The organism is Romboutsia maritimum (genome assembly GCF_002251085.2).
Taxonomy (GTDB): Bacteria; Bacillota; Clostridia; order Peptostreptococcales; family Peptostreptococcaceae; genus Romboutsia_B; species Romboutsia_B maritimum.
On record NZ_NOJZ02000010.1, the window covers coordinates 49,781 to 67,042 of the forward strand.

Sequence of the window (17,262 nt, forward strand, 5' to 3'; positions counted from 1 at the left end):
CTGTATATTAGACTACAGTCATTACATTATGAGCATTGACAATAAACTAACTTTAAAAACATTTAAAAATTATTTATTATATATAACTTAAGTTTAAATAAAAATAGCATATATGAATAAGATTAAAATCTCATTCATATATGCTAACTTAATGTTAATTAAAATAACATACTAATTGATTCATTAGCAAATATTTTCTTTATAGCATCTCCAAATAAAGGTGCTACTGTCATAACTTTTATTTTATCTATTTTCTTTTCTTCAGGAAGTTGTATAGTATCAAGTACTATTAATTCGCTTATTTCAGAGTTAGCAATTCTATCTATAGCAGGTCCTGATAATACTCCATGAGTACAACAAGCATAAACATCTTTTGCACCAAACTCTTTTAATGCCTTAGCCGCATTAACTATAGTTCCAGCAGTATCTATCATATCATCTAATAATATAACGTTTTTCCCCTGAACATCACCTATTATATTCATAACTTCACATACATTCGCTTTAGGTCTTCTCTTATCTATTATAGCTATTGGAACTTCTCCCTCTAAGCTATTAGCAAATTTTCTTGATCTTGTAACACTTCCTAAATCTGGAGATACTACTACTAAATCTTCTATTTGTTTTTCATTAAAATAGTTCGCTAGTATTGTTCCTCCTAATAAATGATCTAATGGTATATCAAAGTATCCTTGAATTTGAGCAGCATGTAAATCCATAGTTAATACTCTGTCAGCTCCTGCTGCAGTTATTAAGTTTGCAACTAATTTAGATGTAATTGGATCTCTCGCCTTAGCTTTTCTGTCTTGTCTAGCATATCCGTAGTAAGGAATAACTGCCGTTATTCTTCCTGCAGATGCTCTTCTCAATGCATCTATAAGGATTAATAATTCCATTAAATTATCATTTACTGGACTATTAGTTGATTGAACTACAAATACATCGCATCCTCTTACTGTCTCATTAATGTTCACACATGTTTCGCCATCACTAAATGTTCCTACTTCACAATCTGCTAAAGGTACACCTATGTAATCAGCTATTTTTTTAGCTAATTCTTTAGATGAATTACCCGCTAGTATTTTGATTTCGCTTCCGCTAGTATTCATTGGTTATCCTCCCGAAAATTTTAAAACTATGATAAATAAATTTATTAATTAATTCTAAATTAATTTTTTTAACCTAGAATGGTAAACTGAATTAATATTACTTATTGTCTTTATTATTTTTCTTTTCTACCCAGCCTTCTTTAACAACTTGTCTTTGTCTTGCTATTGCTAAAGCACCTTCAGGAACATCATTTGTTATAGTAGAACCTGTAGCTATATATCCTTTTTCTTCTATAGTAACTGGTGCAACTAAATTTGAATTTGAGCCAATAAAAGCTCCATCTTTTACTTCTGATCTGAATTTTTTCTTTCCATCATAATTCACAAATACTACTCCACATCCAATGTTAACATTTTTGCCAACACTAGCATCTCCTATATATGAAAGATGTGATGCCTTAGAATTATCTCCTATAATAGCATTTTTAACTTCTACAAAATCACCTATTTTTACATTATTTCCTATATTACTTTTTGGTCTTAAATAAGCATATGGTCCAACTGTAGTATTATCTCCAACAACGCTATCTATTATTGTTGAATTTTTAACTTCTGTATCATTTCCTATTTCTGAATTTGTTATAGATGAATTCATACCTATAATGCACCCTGATCCTATTTTTGTGTTTCCACTTAACATAACTCCTGGATATATTATTGTATCATTTCCTATTTTAACATCTGATTCGATGTATGTAGAATTAGTATCTATTATTGTAACACCATTTACCATATGAGACTCATTTATTCTTCTTCTCATTATGTCTTCAGCTCTAGATAATTCAACTCTAGAATTAACTCCCATGAGTTCTTCTATAGTAGAACCTGCATATGCACCTACTTTATGGCCTTTTTCTCTCATTATTTTTATAGTATCTGTTAAATAGTACTCACCTTGAGCATTATTATTATCTATTAAATCTAAAGATTCTCTTAAACTCTTTCCATTAAAACAATATATGCCTGAATTTATCTCATTTACTAATTTTTCATCTTCTTTTGCATCTTTTTGTTCTACTATTTTAAGTAAATCTTGGTTTTCATCTCTAATTATTCTTCCATATCCTGTTGGATTTTCTACTTTTGTAGTTAAAACTGTTGCATGATAATTATTTTCTATATGATAATTAAATAATTTTTTTAAAGTTTCTTCTTTTATTAAAGGTGTATCTCCGCATAACACAACTATAGTGTCTTCATCTTTGATATATTCTTTTGCCATCATAACAGCATGACCCGTTCCTAATTGTTCAGTTTGCATAGCTATCATACTATTTTTAGGTAGTCTTTCTTTTACTACATCTGACTCGTGTCCTAAAATTACAACAGTATCATTAACTCCTGATTTTTTTGAAACATCTATTATGTGGTTAACCATCTCTTTGCCACATACCTTGTGTATAACTTTTGGATATTTAGACTTCATTCTTGTTCCTTTACCTGCAGCAAGGATTATAGCTTTAAAGTTCATTTCTCCACTCCATTCAATAACATTTTGATTTTGTTCCTATTATATTATAATAAATTAAACTTATATTATGTATACAAAGTCTCTTCTAACACTAACTAATATAGCACTTTTTCATTTAAAAGTACATACTATAAGAGAAATTTTGTATACAAAAAGAGCCGAATAGTTCGGCTCAATTATAATTTATTATTTAATTTTTTATTAGTCTTAAATTATTCTGCTGCAACTTCTAATTGAGTTACTGCTTCATGATAAGCTTTTAAAACAGCATCTTCTAATACTTGTCTCATCTCAGCATTTATAGGATGAGCTATATCTCTAAAGTTTCCTTCTCCAACTTTTCTACTTGGCATTGCTATAAATAATCCATTATGGCCTTCTATAACTTTTATATCATGTACAACAAATAGGTTATCGAAAGTTAATGAAACTATACATTTCATTTTACCTTCATCAGTTATTTTTCTCACTCTTACGTCAGTTATCTTCATTTCTCAATATCCCCCTTTTGATTTTGACAAAATTAATTTATATTAATATAAACTGTTTTTTTAAATAATTCTATGAAATATTAAGATATCCTCTTTTATTTTTCATAATTTTTATTTTTTTATTTTATTATTCATCTTCGTCTTCTAATTCAATTCCCAATTCAGAATTTTCTAAATCTTCATTTCTATATTCATCTTTAAAGGTCTTTAAATTTGGTTCAACAATTATTTTGTCATCTTTTACACCTAGTTGAATCAATGATATATAATCTTGAACCATTTTATTCGATGGGCTTGTTGTAGAAATAAATATCCCCGTTCCAATTACTTCCGCTCCAAACTCATTCATTAGTCCTGTCATTCCTTGTATAGTTCCTCCGCCCCTCATAAAGTCATCAATAAGTATTACCTTACTATTTGGCTTTATAGCTTTCCTAGGTAAACTCATACTTTCAACTTTCGAATTATGTCCACTTACATATGTCATGCTAAGAGTAGGACCTTCAGATACTTTTATATCTTTTCTTATTATAACTAAAGGTAAATTCATAGCTTTAGCTGTCATAAGAGCCATTGGTATTCCCTTCGTTTCCATCGTAACTACATAATCAGCTTCTGTATAATCTATATTAGATGCAAATATTTTACCAATTTTAGCAGCTATAGTTGGATCATATATTAAGTCTATTAAATATAAAAATCCGCCTGATAAAACTCTTGATGGGTCACTTATTTTCTCGCATAACTCCATTAAAAATTCTTCATTTTCAGCTTTAGATGTTTTAGGTATATACTTAACTCCACCTGCCGCACCAGATATAGTTATAACTTTACCTAAATGTAATTTCTCAAATACATTTTTAACAACTAATAAATCTTCACTTATTGTAGATTTAGCTGCATTAAATTGATTTGTAAAATAACTTAATGTATATATTTTATTTGGATTGTCAGATAATATCTTAACTATCGCTCCAATTCTTTCCGTTCTTTTAAACTTCATTAAAATACCTCCTGCAATTACTACTCTTTACGTACAAACTAAATAATGCATAACAATATTTATTGTGATATAATATTAGTTATGTTTTATTGAGTTTTTAAATATATTGTATATATAACTAGTATATGTATATTAATCATAAAATATTGAACATTATATTATTATACCACAGATATAGTTCATATTGTAGAACTTAATTAAAAAGAAAGGTGGTTTTGTTATGAATATACATTTCATTGGAATCGGTGGCATTAGTATGAGTGCATTGGCTGAAATATGCCTTAATAAAGGTTATAAAGTGTCTGGTTCTGATTCAAATGAATCGTACCTTTTAGATAAACTAAGATCTCAAGGTGCCGAAATATTTATAGGACATAAAAAAGAACATTTATCAGATAATGTAGATATGGTTGTTTATACAGCAGCTGTTCATGCTGATAATGAAGAGCTTATTGCAGCAAAAGAAAAAAACAAATTAACAATGAATAGAGCAGCTTTTTTAGGACAAATAATGAGAGAATATAAAAACTCAATAGCTGTATCTGGAACACATGGTAAAACATCAACAACTTCTATGTTATCTACAATATTTGAATATGCTCATTTAGACCCAACTATTTTAGTTGGTGGAAACTTAAGTGTAATAGGTGGTAATGTTAAAATAGGTAACTCAGATCATTTTATAACTGAAGCTTGTGAATATGTTGATAGCTTCTTAAATTTCAACCCTAAAATATCTATTGTTTTAAATATTGAAGAAGATCATCTTGATTATTTCTCTGGCATAGATGAAATAAAAGCTTCTTTTAATAAATTTGGGAAATTACTTCCTACTGATGGACATTTTATAATAAATGGAGATGACCAAAACACAGAAGATATTTTACATGATGTTAAAGCTAAAATCATAAAATATGGAACTGATTTATCTAACGATGCTGTAATAAAAAACATAAGATTTAACGAAAATGGATATGGAATATATGAAATTGACTACAATGGTAAAAATTTAGGTCAATTTGAACTTTCAGTTCCTGGACTTCATAATATATATAATTCTTGTGCTGCAATTCTTGCTGCTTTAGTTTCTGATATAGATTTAGAAACTATAAGAAAGAATATAAATGCATACAAAGGTGTTGGTAGAAGATTCGAAACTAAAGGCTATTGTAATGATGCCTTAATTATAGATGACTATGCTCACCATCCAACAGAATTAAAAGCAACCTTAGCTGCTGCTAAAAAAATGAAAAAATCAACATTGTGGTGTATTTTCCAACCACATACCTATACTAGAACCAAATCTTTACTAAATGAATTTTCAGATGCTTTCTATTCAGCAGATAAAGTTATCATAACTGATATATATGCTGCTAGGGAAGATGATCCTGGAGATATACATTCAAAAGATTTAGTTGAAAAATTATATCAAAATAATGTTGATGCAATGTACATTAGTGAATTTGAAGATATAGCTAAATACCTTAGAGAAAACATAAAAAGCAATGATTTAGTTATAACTGCAGGAGCTGGTACAGTTTATAAAATTGCAGACTTATTAGTTGAAAATTAAAATTCAAAATAAGCTATCTCAAAATAACTTGGTATTTTGAGATAGCTTATTTTTATTTCCCTATTTCAAATATTTCATTTTTAATATATTCATATAGTCCATTGTGAACTTCATAATATGACTGTGCATCTTTAGAAATTATTTTAACATAGTCTTGTCCCATTGTTTCTACTTTAACTTCATAATCTTCACCTTTTATATTTATTGTAAAGTTATACTTACTTCTTTCCTTGCTTTTTTCTGGTTGAACTTTACCTACAAGTCTTTTTGATGCCATTTTATAAGCTAAATCATCATATTTCCATCCACTAATTTTTTTAGTTTCTTTATTATAACTTATGGTTACATTTTCCCATGTTTTATATTGTTTTATAAAATCAAAGGATGTGTATATACTTTCCTTTATAAGAGCTTCAAATTCTTTTTTTATTGAAATTGGAACCTTATAATATTCTTGATTATTTACAGTATATACCCTAAAATAATTAAGATCTGTAGAAAATTTTATTCCATCATCTGAGTATCCTTCATATTTTTTAGTATATGATTCAGGTTCTCTTACTTTACTAAATTCACTAAAGAAGAATTTTATTTCATTCCAATATTCTTCTTCAACTTTGATATTTTCTATATTCTGATCAGATATATAAATTTTCTTCTTACTGCTTATTTGTGTTAATAAAGATCTAGAATCTTCTTCTTGAGCTTCTGTTTTTTTAGGTGTATCTTCTGGAGTTACTTCCAAGCTTTTACCCCAATTAAAAAACACAAAATATACTATAAAAAAGGCGATTACTCCAATTAACAACGCTGCATTTTTCTTTAATTTTCTTTTCTTAGCCATTTAATGCCCCCTATCATCTTTTATTATAAAATAATTATATTACTTTTCTCAACATTTTTTAAGATATAATTATTTAAAACAACTATTTCCAGGGCAATGATTACATGGTTCTACATGAACCGTTATTCCTTTTACAAATTCCATATCATTTATTATTTGTTTTTCAAGCTTATTTGCAATATCATGACCTTCTGTAACAGTTAATTTTCCATCCACACAAATAGTTAAATCTATATATGCCATAGCTCCATGTTTTCTAGTTCTTAATTTCCCTAAATTCCTAATTCCTTGTGTGTTTTTCGCTATACTTTTTATTTGAGTTTCTTCATCATCATCTACAGAAACATCCATAAGTTCATTAACTGAATTTATTAAAATTTCAATACCTACTTTAGCAATAAACATCGCCACTATTAATGATGCTATTGGATCTAATGCTTTAAATCCAAGAATTGATCCTCCTATCCCAACAAATGCAGCTATAGATGATAGTGCATCTGATCTATGATGCCATGCATCAGCTTTTAAAGCTGGTGAATTAATTTTTTTAGCAACTTTTATGGTTATTCTATACTGATATTCTTTTATAATAATCGATATAACAGCAATTATTAAAGGTAATATTGTTGGTATTTGTAGAGAATCTAAATTAAATAAAGATTTTATAGCCTGTATACCTATCGTTATTGATACAGCTATAAGTAATATCGCTAAAATAAATGAAACTAATGTTTCTGCCTTTTCATGACCATAATTATGCTCCTTGTCATCAGGTCTAGAAGATACAAAACTTCCTATTAAAACACCTATTGAACTTATTATATCTGAGGCCGAATGTATTCCATCTGCAATCATTGCATTAGACTTACCTATTACTCCTGCAAATATTTTTATTATTGTTAAAATAATATTCCACATTATTGATTTTATTGTAACCTTATTAGCCTCTTCATATCTTGTTTCCATATTATCCCCCCTAATTTATATATTATTAATTAAATTAAACTCATATGTAATTGGTTTTATTTTACTTTCAATAAAGATTATCAGTATGCTAAAAATCGAAAAATCACCTAGCTTTTGCTAGGTGATATTATCTATATTATATACTAATTTTTAATTTTATGCTTCTTTTATTATCTCTACTACCATTCTCGCTGAATTTATTATATCTTCTATTGCTATATACTCTTCTAATGTATGAGCATTCTTCATACCAATTCCTAAGTTTACAGCTTTTATACCATTTTTATTTAAAATATTAGTATCACTTCCTCCACCAGTCGAAGCAGTCTTCCCTTTTATGTTTAAATTAGATAAAGCTCTTTTAGCTAGTTTAACTATTTCATCATCTTCATCTATATTTAATGGATTATATGCTCTTTCTGTTTGGATTTCTATATTAGCGCCAAAATCTTTGGCTGCTTTTTTAAATGTATCAACCATATGTTGAGTTTGATTATTTAATTTTTCTTCGTTTAAACTTCTAGATTCTGCTAATATTTCTAACTCAGGCATAACGATATTAGTAGCTACTCCACCTTTAACTATACCTATATTAGCAGTAGTTTCTTCATCTATTCTTAATAAATTCATATTTTCTATTGCTCTAGATGCTACCATTATTGCACTTATTCCATTTTCAGGTTGAAGACCCGCATGCGCTGGTTTACCTGTTATCTTAACTTTTATTGCATCTTGTGCTGGCGCTTTTATTATTATTTCTCCAGGAGCTCCCCCACTATCTAATACAAAAGCATACTCTGCATCTATTTTAGAATAATCTAGGCACTTAGCACCTCTAAGTCCACCTTCTTCCCAAATAGAAAATACCACTTGAATATCTGGATGTTGAATATCTTTTTCTTTTATTGTTCTTAATCCTTCTAATATAGCTGCTATACCTGCTTTATCATCTGATCCTAACACTGTAGTCCCATCACTTGTAATTATTCCTTTAGTTTCATCAACTATAGGTTTTACATTTATTCCTGGGCTAACTGTATCCATATGTGAACTAAATAATATTTTTTTACCTAATCTATTTCCTTTTAATGTAGCTATTACATTTCCAGTTTCTCCACCAACTTTATTACCAGCGTCATCTATTATAACAGAGCAACCTATTTCTTCTAGTTTTTTAACTAGTATTTGAGCTATCTTGCCCTCTTTTGAAGAAGGACTATCTATTTGTACTAACTCAAGAAATTCATTTATAACTCTTTGTTTATTTACCATAAGATTTCCTCCAAAAATATTTTAATCTTATGATATATTTTAAAGTAATATTAAAATATTATCAATAGCCATAAGTAAACAATGCTTATTTTGCGATTCTTCTAGATCTTGAATCTATAAAGCATAACCAGTATCCTAGGCTATTATTTCTATTATCACATGCTTGATAAATCATAAATCCTGTATGGCCTTTATCTGGTTGTTCACTTTTCCCTCCCGGAACTGCATATATATAATTTTTTCTCTTGTTATATTCATCATATTGAACTCCAAATAAGTAATGTCTATATTTATAAGATTGCATTACTGCATCACTATACATAGTATAATTCAAACTATTTACATATCCTAAGTATGGCATTGTATATCCACATAAAGTAGCTGGATTTATTTCTATTTTCCACCATCTTGTATCTTCTATATAATCTGAAACAAATGGTTTAACTTCTTTAAAATACTTTAATCCTTTTTTTATTTGTCTTGGCATCAATAAAGTAGAATTTGTTGATTGTTGTTTATATTGTCTTGGTTTTTGATTGTGAGTTTTATTTTGATTTGTCTTATTTTTTTTACTTTGTTTCTTTTGATTTTGGGTATTTCTTAACTTATTTGTTTTATTATACTGCGGAACTCTATATTCTTCATTCTCTTGATTTTGATGTTCATCATCTTCTTCATCATCATTTTCTTCATCATCTTCTTCATTTTCATCTTCTTCATCAAATTCATAATATTGATTATTTTCATCATCATCATCTTCTTCATCTTCATCATCTTCTTCATTATTTACATCATCTATCTCATCTTCTTCTACTTCTATATATTCCATTTCATCATACTCATCAAACTCTCCGTCTATGTCATCATCTTCTTCAATTTCAATATACTCTATTTCTTCGTATTCCCTATCGTTATCTTCTTCAATATACTCTTCTTCCCCCATAAATAATATTTCTTCATAATTTTCAATTTTATTACCTTTAAATCCTATAAGTGGAACAGACTTTTCATATAACATTGCTATAGCCTTTATATCACACTCATCATTTTTTAAATCTAAAACAAATTCACCTTTACCTTGTTGATTTACTGTTATTTTTCCTAAGTCTAGTGTTTCATAATCACTTTGTATAGCCATAACTCTATATCCATCTCTCATATATTTAAGATTTTCTACATATAAGGCTACTACTGATTTTTCATCATTTATTTCTACTTTTGCGAAAGCTTTAGGTAATACACGCTCTTTATATCTAAAGTTCATATCTTTGGCTTCTAGAATTATATAATCTCTTTTAAACTTTCTTTTAGAACCCACTCTAATCCCCCCTTAACATAACTTCTCTAGATAGTATATGACCATATTAATAAAAAAAGTACCTTCTATTTTGAAGGTACTTTTGAATTTACTATATTTGAAAGAATAGAAAATTCTTCTATGCTAAGAGTTTCTCCTCTTCTTTTTTCATCTATATTAGCTTGGTTTAAAACTTCTCTTATTTCATCCTTAGTTAAAAATCCTAATCCTCCTAATGAATTAAGTAGCGTTTTTCTTCTTTGTCCAAAAGATGCTTTTACAGTTTTAAAGAATATTTCTTCATTATCAACTTTATATTTTCTTTCTTCTCTTACATGTAAACCAATTACTGTAGAATCTACATTTGGCTGTGGAACAAACATATGTCTTGGTGCTTTAGCTACTATCTCAGTGTCACAGTGGTATTGTACCGCTATAGATAACGCACCATAATCTTTAGTTCCTGGACTAGCATTCATTCTATCTGCAACTTCTTTTTGAACCATAACAACTATATCTGTTACAGGGATATCTTCTTCTAAAAATTTCATAACTATTGGAGTAGTTATATAATATGGAAGGTTAGCTACTAATTTAACTGGACCTCCATTTAACTTTTCTTCTACTAATTCTTGTATATTTACTCTTAATATATCTTTATTTACTACTTCTACATTATCAAATTCATCTAATGTTTCTTTTAATATTGGTATTAAACTCTTATCGATTTCTATTGCGACAACTTTTTGAGCTACTTTTCCCATTTCACGTGTAAGTGTTCCTATTCCTGGTCCAACTTCTATTATGTTATCTCCTTCTGAAAGTCTAGCTCCATCTAGTATCTTATCTATAACATTATCATCTATTAAGAAATTTTGGCCTAAAGACTTTGAAAATTTAAAATTATGTTTTTGAACCACTTCTTTGGTTGCTCTATGTGACGAAAGTCTGTCCATCATATATCTCCTTTATGTATTTTAATTTATTTAATAGTTTTTACATAATACTTATAAGTTATTACCTATACTTTTTAATGCTTGTAAAAATTCTTCTCTTGTTACTCCGTAATTATTTAATCTATTTAAAAATTGCTTTGCATTTCCATAACCTATACCCAATATTTTACCTAATTCATCTCTTCTTGTAGAAGCGTCTTCATTTCCTATTAAACCGTTTCTAATTAAATCTACTTGTTTAAATTCACTTCTTTTTTCAATACTTTCTGTTCTAACTTTATTAAGCGCTGCTATTATACTTTTTGGAGTTGCATTTTCTATTCCTATGTCCCCATCTTTTTTAGCTTCTTCTCTAGGTAAAAAAGCATGTTTACAACCCGGAACTTCTGCTGCTATTTTTTTTCTTATTTTTTCTCCAGCAAAATCAGGGTCTGTAAATATTATAACTCCTCTTCTTTCCTGAGCTGATTTTATACGCTCCATAACCCCTTTTGGAAATCCAAATCCACCGGTAGTTATTAACTCTGCATCAAGAGCTCTTTTTACTGCTGTTACATCATCTCTTCCTTCTACTACTATAATTTCTTTTATCATTATAAATTCACCTTTTTATCTATTTTTGAACTACATCTTTCTATTTTAAGGTTTTTACATAATTTAATCAAGACCATAAGAATAAAGCTATAGTAAAGTTACCATAGCTTTTATACTTTAAATAGTATCCACCTTTAGTGTTCCTTCTTTTATAACCTCATTAACTGGATTTTTAATTATTTTGTCTGAAACTAATTTTTTTGAAGAAATTTTGCCATTTTTATATGTAATTTTATACTTTTCTTCTATTATACCATTCTCTCCTTTGTTATTTAGCTCTTTATTTCCACTTACTTTACTATTGTCTTTTACAATTTCGGTTTTAAATGGTATTTCTTTTTCTGATACCACTACTTCTTCTTTTATTCTAATTATCTCAATTGTATCATTTGATTTTATTTTATCATTTAGGCTTTTATTTAAAATATCAGCATCATCCAAAATTATTTTACACTCTTTTAAAACATCCTTAACTTTTTGTTTTGTTGTTTTATATTCTTTGTTAACACCAGCATCACATATATTAACCATTATTTGATTTGTTATTTTTATTTCCATATTATCCTTTAACTTAGAGTCTATTGATGGTTCAATCATACAACTCTCTTTTAAACCCACTTTTTTATTAAACAAAAAATCTCCTACATTTTTTGATAAAGTGTTTACTTTTGATGTTTGTCCATCTACATTTAAAATTATTCTCTTATTTAAATCTGAATATACTCCCAATATAATAGCTGTTGTTAGTACCATGAAAATTAAAGGACGTTTTAATTCATTTTTTGACTTCATTTAATTTTCTCCTCTCTTACGTAATTCTTTATTTTTTTATCCTTATGTTTTTAAATTATATTCTTATAAAGATATTTTTATTACATAAAAAGGACAACTTCATTATATAAATTTAAGTAACAATAAAAAGGATACTTCAAAATATTTTTGATATATCCTTTTATAAGTATATAAATATTTAATTCATAATTTTAAATTAGATGTTAATTTTTAATCTAATATATATTGTATCTATTTTAGTTAACTGTTTATAATCATTTTTAATGATTCATCAATAGTAACAGGATGAGAGTAAAGATAGCCTTGAGCATAATCCACACCTAAATAACTCGCTAATTCATGATCATCTTTAGTTTCAATTCCTTCTATAACTGTCTTACACCCTAAATTTTTACACATATTAACTATTCCCTTTAATACAGCCATTTTCTTTTCCCTATTATCTTTTTTACTTGGCAAAAACTCTCTTGGTATTTTAACTTCAGAAAAATTTATGTTGCATAATCTATAATATGAAGAATATCCAGTTCCAAAATCATCTATTGAGATATTATATCCCATCTTATTTAAATTATTAATTATTTCTGTAATAATATCATAGTCTTCTACCTGAGATGTTTCAACTATTTCAAATGTTATTTTACTAGGATTAATATAATATTTTGATGTTATTTCTAAAATTTTATCATATATATTAGGGTTTTTTAGCGTATTTACTGATATATTTATAGAGTATATGCTATGATCAAAATTAAGTCTACTTATCTCCTTGCACATTTGCTCTAATATATATATATCAAATTCATATTCTCTATCTAAATCTTTTATAATTTTTATAAATTCTATAGGAGATATAAATCCGTATTTAGGATGATTCCATCGACTTAGAACTTCCCAAGATATTATATTATTGTATTTTAACTCTACTTTTGGCTGATATACTAAACTAAAAAATCTATTATTATTAGATAAAATATCATTTTTTAATTCTTGATATCTTTTTATATGATATTCAATATTTAAATCTTCTATATTGTAATTTTCATCAGTTACTTCATACTTTTTACATTTAAATACATACTTTATATTTTCTATAAAATTAAGTACATCCCCATACTCATATAATTCCATAAATGCCATTCTAAAATTAATGCTATATTTATATTTTGACATTACAATAGAATTTATTAAAGCAGTTAATTTTTTATTATTACAATTGGACAACTTAATTAATATTATATCTTTCTCATACATACATATGTTTATATCCATTTTTAAATTGCTTCCTATTTTGTCTATTTTCTCTGTGATTTGTTTTAATAAAAGATTAGATTCATTTATTCCATATGCATTATTTATTAATCTAAATTTAATTATATCTATATATAAAATAGTATACTTGTAGTTAGTGTTTTTTAGATCATAAAAAAAATTATATCTATCATTATTTTTAGATAATGTCTCCATAATCCCCCCTAACCCCCTCTTTCTCATAGAAAATAAGGTTAATTTTTTAATACTTTTATATTTTATACTGTATCTTGCTTATATTAGCTATTTATTATAAAAAATGTATTTAAATGCATCTAACTTCATAACTTTTTATACGGTATATCTATCTCTTCCTTTAGTTCCTGATATCCATAATCTCTCATATGCAATATTATCATTCACTAAAAATTTTTTATATTTTTTGTAATGAAAAAAATCCGTTAAAGAAGATAGCTATCTACTTTAACGGATTTTACACTTAAAAACTTTATTTTATACTAAAAAATTTTTTTGCATTTTCTTTTGTAGCTTTACATACAGACTCATAAGATATACCTTTCTCTTGAGCAATCTTATCTGCTACAAAAGCTACTAAAGATGGATCGTTTCTTTTTCCTCTATGTGGCTCTGGAGCCATATATGGAGAATCAGTTTCTATTAATAAATACTCTAGGCGTATTTCTTTTGCTACTTCTCTAGTTTTTTTATTATTTTTAAATGTTACTGTTCCTGGTATAGAAATATAACAACCCATTTTTATATATTCTTTAGCTAATTCTACATTTCCACTATAACAATGAAGAACACATCCTATCTCAGGATTTTTTGTATTTTTTATAATTTCAAAAGTATCCTGATGAGCATCTCTATCATGTATTATTATAGGGAGTTTTAATTCATTAGCTAATTCTATTTGCTTTTTAAACCACTCTTTTTGAATTTCTCTAGGATGATTATCATAATAATAATCTAATCCTATTTCTCCTATTGCAACCACCTTATCATTTTCAGTTGCTAACTTTCTAAGTGTTTCTATTGCTGAATCATTTAGTTCTCCTACATCATGAGGATGAACTCCTACAGCTGCATATATAAAATCATGTTTGTTTGCAAGTTCTACACTTGTTATAGAACTTTGTATATCTGCGCCTGGATTTACAACTAAATCTACTTGTTTTTCTCTTAACGATTGAATCAACTCTTCTCTGTCTTCATCAAATCTTTCATCATTTAAATGAGCATGTGAGTCAAATAACATATTTATCAACTCCTTAACGAACTTCGCTTCCATCTTTAGCACCAGTAGCTAATGGTAATATTAAGTCATCTCCATCATCTCCAGCTGCTAATATCATACCTTGTGATTCAACTCCTCTTAATTTAACTGGTTTTAAGTTACATACTACTATAACTTCTTTACCAACTAAATCTTCTGGCTTATACCACTTAGCTATACCTGATACTATTTGTCTTGTTTCAGATCCTAATTTAACTTGAGAAACTAATAATCTATCTGCCTTTGGATGTTTTTCACAACTTAATATCTTTCCTACTCTTAACTCTACTTTATCTAAATCATCTATAGTTATTTCTTCCTTATGAGTTAATGGCTCTTCCTTTACTTCTGGTTTTCCTGAGAATAATTCTTCCAATTCTGCTACCTCCTTGTCAATATCTAATCTTGGGAATAAAGACTCTCCCTTGAATACTTTTGTATTTTCTACTATAAGTCCAAATGTGTTTGTACTTTCCCAGTTAGTTAAGTTTTCTTGACCTGCTATTCCTAATTGGTCATATATCTTATTAGCTGTTGTGTACATTACAGGGTTTATTAAAGTAGCTACTATTCTTATAGATTCACATAAATTATATAAAACTGTATCTAGTTCATCTTTCTTAGCTTCATCTTTAGCTAAAGCCCATGGCATAGTTTCATCTATATATTTATTTGTTCTTCTTATTAATTTCCAAACATTTTCTAAAGCTTCGTGGAATTGCATTTTATCCATTTCTTTTTCAAAGTTTTCTCTCGATAACTTAGCTTGTGCTTTTAACTCGTCATCAAAAGCTGTTGCAACTTTAGCCATAGGTATTATTCCACCATTGTATTTTTCTACCATAGCTACTGTTCTACTTACTAAATTTCCTAAATCATTAGCTAAATCTGAGTTTATTCTTGTTACGAAGTTTCTATGAGTATAACTTCCATCTTGTCCAAAAGCAAATTCTCTCAATAAGAAATATTTAAGAGCATCTATTCCATATCTTTCTATCATAGGTTCTGGATAAACTATATTTCCTTTTGATTTACTCATTTTGTCATTAGCGAATAATATCCAACCATGTCCGTATACTTGTTCTGGTACTGGTAAATCAAGTGCCATAAGTAATGCTGGCCATATAATCGTATGGAATCTCACTATTTCTTTACCTACTATTTGTACATTGGCAGGCCAATATTTTTTAAATTCTTCATCATTATCACTCATGTATCCTAAAGCTGTTATATAGTTACATAACGCATCTACCCAAACATATATTACATGCTTTTCATCAAAAGGTACTTTTATACCCCAGTCAAATGTAGTTCTAGTTACACATAAATCATCTAGTCCTTTATCTAAGAAATTTGCAACCATTTCATTTTTTCTTGATACTGGGAAACAGAATTTATCATTTTTAAATAATTCTTTTAGTCTATCTTCATATTTAGATAGTTTAAAGAAGTAAGCTTCTTCTTTCGCTAGATATGTTTCTCTACCACAATCAGGACATTTGTTTCCTTCTAATAATTGAGATTCTGTCCAGAAACTTTCACATGGTGTACAGTATCTTCCTTCATACGAACCTTTGTATATGTCGCCTTGTTCATATAACTTAGTGAATATTTTTTGTATTACTTCCTTATGTCTATCTTGAGTAGTTCTTATAAAATCATCATATGATATATCCATTGTATCCCATAAAGATTTTATACCTGCTATCATTCCATCTAAGTATTCCATTTCTGTCATACCTTTTTCTCTAGCAGTTTTTTGAATTTTTTCTCCGTGCTCGTCAGTTCCTGTTAAGAACTTTACATCATAACCACTGAAACGTTTAAATCTTGCTATTGCATCTGCTGCAACTGTAGTATACGTATGACCTATATGTAAATTTCCACTTGGATAATATATAGGTGTTGTAACATAAAACTTAGGCTTATTCATTTTATTACCTCCTTTATTAATGTTAAATCTATATCTTTAAGCTTATATGCTTAAATTAAAAAACTCGCCTCCTATGTTATTCATAGGGGCGAGATAATTAACGCGGTACCACCCTAATTTATCTATATTTTATTAAATTATTCCAATTAAAATATAAATATCTTAGTAGACTATAACGAGTCAATACGTCTTATCCTACTATTCTTCAAATAAGAAGCTCCAAGGCCATCTTCAATAATTCATTTAACACTAGCTTTCACCTAATCTAGCTCTCTGTAGAAAAATTTATTATTTACTCTTCTTTTCTTTGCTTTTTTTATTTTCTATTTTTATAATATTATTCACTTATATTCTATGTACTATACAAAAAATTGTTATTAATTTATTTCTATACTATATAAAATTAATTCTAT

Annotated in this window: 15 protein-coding genes and 1 other annotated feature; of the genes, 1 reads left to right on the forward strand and 14 read right to left on the reverse strand. The window is 27.7% G+C overall.

The window, feature by feature from the left end; all coding sequences use genetic code 11:
- Positions 1-158: 158 nt before the first annotated feature.
- From CHF27_RS07460 to purR, 4 genes are all read right to left on the reverse strand, one after another.
- Positions 159-1,109 (reverse strand): ribose-phosphate diphosphokinase, encoded by a 951-nt coding sequence (locus CHF27_RS07460; protein ID WP_095404551.1) that lies wholly within the window; start codon positions 1,107-1,109, stop codon positions 159-161.
- Between the two features lie 97 nt (positions 1,110-1,206).
- Positions 1,207-2,580 carry a bifunctional UDP-N-acetylglucosamine diphosphorylase/glucosamine-1-phosphate N-acetyltransferase GlmU gene (gene glmU / locus CHF27_RS07465; RefSeq protein ID WP_095404550.1) on the reverse strand — a complete coding sequence of 458 codons (1,374 nt, stop codon included), beginning with the start codon at positions 2,578-2,580 and terminating at the stop codon, positions 1,207-1,209.
- A gap of 212 nt (positions 2,581-2,792) precedes the next feature.
- Positions 2,793-3,071 (reverse strand): septation regulator SpoVG, encoded by a 279-nt coding sequence (spoVG, locus tag CHF27_RS07470; RefSeq protein ID WP_095404549.1) that lies wholly within the window; start codon positions 3,069-3,071, stop codon positions 2,793-2,795.
- Between the two features lie 127 nt (positions 3,072-3,198).
- The gene (gene purR / locus CHF27_RS07475; RefSeq protein ID WP_095404548.1) at positions 3,199-4,074 is read right to left on the reverse strand and encodes a pur operon repressor; all 876 of its coding nucleotides are present in this window, start codon (positions 4,072-4,074) and stop codon (positions 3,199-3,201) included.
- Positions 4,075-4,294: 220 nt separating this feature from the next.
- On the opposite strand from purR, the gene murC reads away from it, so the two are divergent.
- Positions 4,295-5,647, forward strand: coding sequence for a UDP-N-acetylmuramate--L-alanine ligase (gene murC / locus CHF27_RS07480; protein WP_095404547.1), 1,353 nt, complete (start codon positions 4,295-4,297; stop codon positions 5,645-5,647).
- A gap of 52 nt (positions 5,648-5,699) precedes the next feature.
- On the opposite strand, the gene CHF27_RS07485 is transcribed toward murC, so the two are convergent.
- From CHF27_RS07485 to metG, 10 genes are all read right to left on the reverse strand, one after another.
- Positions 5,700-6,491 (reverse strand): hypothetical protein, encoded by a 792-nt coding sequence (locus CHF27_RS07485; protein WP_095404546.1) that lies wholly within the window; start codon positions 6,489-6,491, stop codon positions 5,700-5,702.
- 69 nt (positions 6,492-6,560) lie between these two features.
- Positions 6,561-7,457, reverse strand: a complete 897-nt coding sequence (locus CHF27_RS07490; RefSeq protein ID WP_095404545.1) for a cation diffusion facilitator family transporter — start codon at positions 7,455-7,457, stop codon at positions 6,561-6,563.
- A 156-nt stretch (positions 7,458-7,613) separates the two neighbouring features.
- Positions 7,614-8,729 (reverse strand): M20/M25/M40 family metallo-hydrolase, encoded by a 1,116-nt coding sequence (locus CHF27_RS07495; RefSeq protein WP_095404544.1) that lies wholly within the window; start codon positions 8,727-8,729, stop codon positions 7,614-7,616.
- Between the two features lie 85 nt (positions 8,730-8,814).
- The gene (locus tag CHF27_RS14195; protein ID WP_158534733.1) at positions 8,815-10,047 is read right to left on the reverse strand and encodes a hypothetical protein; all 1,233 of its coding nucleotides are present in this window, start codon (positions 10,045-10,047) and stop codon (positions 8,815-8,817) included.
- Positions 10,048-10,112: 65 nt separating this feature from the next.
- Entirely contained in the window at positions 10,113-10,982 is an 870-nt protein-coding gene (rsmA, locus tag CHF27_RS07505; RefSeq protein WP_095404543.1) for a 16S rRNA (adenine(1518)-N(6)/adenine(1519)-N(6))-dimethyltransferase RsmA, read from the reverse strand.
- Between the two features lie 51 nt (positions 10,983-11,033).
- Positions 11,034-11,576, reverse strand: coding sequence for a ribonuclease M5 (rnmV, locus tag CHF27_RS07510; RefSeq protein ID WP_095404542.1), 543 nt, complete (start codon positions 11,574-11,576; stop codon positions 11,034-11,036).
- Positions 11,577-11,693: 117 nt separating this feature from the next.
- Positions 11,694-12,368 (reverse strand): G5 domain-containing protein, encoded by a 675-nt coding sequence (locus tag CHF27_RS07515; protein ID WP_095404541.1) that lies wholly within the window; start codon positions 12,366-12,368, stop codon positions 11,694-11,696.
- 240 nt (positions 12,369-12,608) lie between these two features.
- On the reverse strand, positions 12,609-13,835 hold the full coding sequence (locus tag CHF27_RS07520) for a GGDEF domain-containing phosphodiesterase (protein ID WP_158534734.1): 1,227 nt from the start codon (positions 13,833-13,835) through the stop codon (positions 12,609-12,611).
- 292 nt (positions 13,836-14,127) lie between these two features.
- Entirely contained in the window at positions 14,128-14,898 is a 771-nt protein-coding gene (locus CHF27_RS07525; RefSeq protein ID WP_095404539.1) for a TatD family hydrolase, read from the reverse strand.
- A gap of 13 nt (positions 14,899-14,911) precedes the next feature.
- Complete coding sequence (metG, locus tag CHF27_RS07530; RefSeq protein WP_095404538.1) at positions 14,912-16,849, reverse strand: methionine--tRNA ligase; 1,938 nt, start codon at positions 16,847-16,849, stop codon at positions 14,912-14,914.
- Between the two features lie 81 nt (positions 16,850-16,930).
- Positions 16,931-17,166, reverse strand: a binding site (T-box leader).
- Between the last annotated feature and the right edge of the window lie 96 nt (positions 17,167-17,262).

Bases quoted from the DNA above. Each gene is read 5' to 3' on its own strand.
- murC (WP_095404547.1), top strand. From the start codon at position 4,295: ATGAATATACATTTCATTGGAATCGGTGGCATTAGTATGAGTGCATTG.
- metG (WP_095404538.1), bottom strand. From the start codon at position 16,849: ATGAATAAGCCTAAGTTTTATGTTACAACACCTATATATTATCCAAGT.
- CHF27_RS07520 (WP_158534734.1), bottom strand. From the start codon at position 13,835: ATGGAGACATTATCTAAAAATAATGATAGATATAATTTTTTTTATGAT.
- CHF27_RS07525 (WP_095404539.1), bottom strand. From the start codon at position 14,898: ATGTTATTTGACTCACATGCTCATTTAAATGATGAAAGATTTGATGAA.
- CHF27_RS07460 (WP_095404551.1), bottom strand. From the start codon at position 1,109: ATGAATACTAGCGGAAGCGAAATCAAAATACTAGCGGGTAATTCATCT.
- rnmV (WP_095404542.1), bottom strand. From the start codon at position 11,576: ATGATAAAAGAAATTATAGTAGTAGAAGGAAGAGATGATGTAACAGCA.
- purR (WP_095404548.1), bottom strand. From the start codon at position 4,074: ATGAAGTTTAAAAGAACGGAAAGAATTGGAGCGATAGTTAAGATATTA.
- CHF27_RS07490 (WP_095404545.1), bottom strand. From the start codon at position 7,457: ATGGAAACAAGATATGAAGAGGCTAATAAGGTTACAATAAAATCAATA.
- rsmA (WP_095404543.1), bottom strand. From the start codon at position 10,982: ATGGACAGACTTTCGTCACATAGAGCAACCAAAGAAGTGGTTCAAAAA.
- spoVG (WP_095404549.1), bottom strand. From the start codon at position 3,071: ATGAAGATAACTGACGTAAGAGTGAGAAAAATAACTGATGAAGGTAAA.
- CHF27_RS07515 (WP_095404541.1), bottom strand. From the start codon at position 12,368: ATGAAGTCAAAAAATGAATTAAAACGTCCTTTAATTTTCATGGTACTA.
- CHF27_RS07485 (WP_095404546.1), bottom strand. From the start codon at position 6,491: ATGGCTAAGAAAAGAAAATTAAAGAAAAATGCAGCGTTGTTAATTGGA.
- CHF27_RS07495 (WP_095404544.1), bottom strand. From the start codon at position 8,729: ATGGTAAATAAACAAAGAGTTATAAATGAATTTCTTGAGTTAGTACAA.
- glmU (WP_095404550.1), bottom strand. From the start codon at position 2,580: ATGAACTTTAAAGCTATAATCCTTGCTGCAGGTAAAGGAACAAGAATG.